The organism is Vibrio sp. 10N.222.48.A3 (assembly GCF_041475345.1).
Lineage (GTDB): Bacteria > Pseudomonadota > Gammaproteobacteria > Enterobacterales > Vibrionaceae > Vibrio > Vibrio tasmaniensis_A.
Map to the genome: position 1 here is coordinate 1 of NZ_JBFRVX010001829.1, position 299 is coordinate 299.

At 47.8% G+C, this 299-nt stretch carries 1 pseudogene; it reads right to left on the bottom strand.

The window, feature by feature from the left end:
• Positions 1 to 299 (bottom strand): annotated as a pseudogene (locus AB4653_RS29095) (sulfate adenylyltransferase small subunit); the annotation flags it as partial.

Genomic DNA, 299 nt, shown 5'->3' on the forward strand with positions numbered 1-299 from the left:
CCATTGAGCCAGAAGAATCATGATCAATAGCACGGCCTTGGCGTTCAGACGTTGTGGTGAGTAGCATCTCTTGGATAATTTCTGGCAGCGTTGCGGCTTCAGACTCTACCGCACCCGTCAACGGGTAACAGCCAAGTGTGCGGAAACGAACCATCTTTTCTTCAATCACCTCACCTTCTTTGAGCTCCATCCGCTCATCGTCTTTCATTATGAGCATACCGTCACGCTTAATCACTGGACGTTTTGCCGCTAGGTATAATCCTGGGATTTCAATATTCTCAAGGTAGATGTATTGCCAG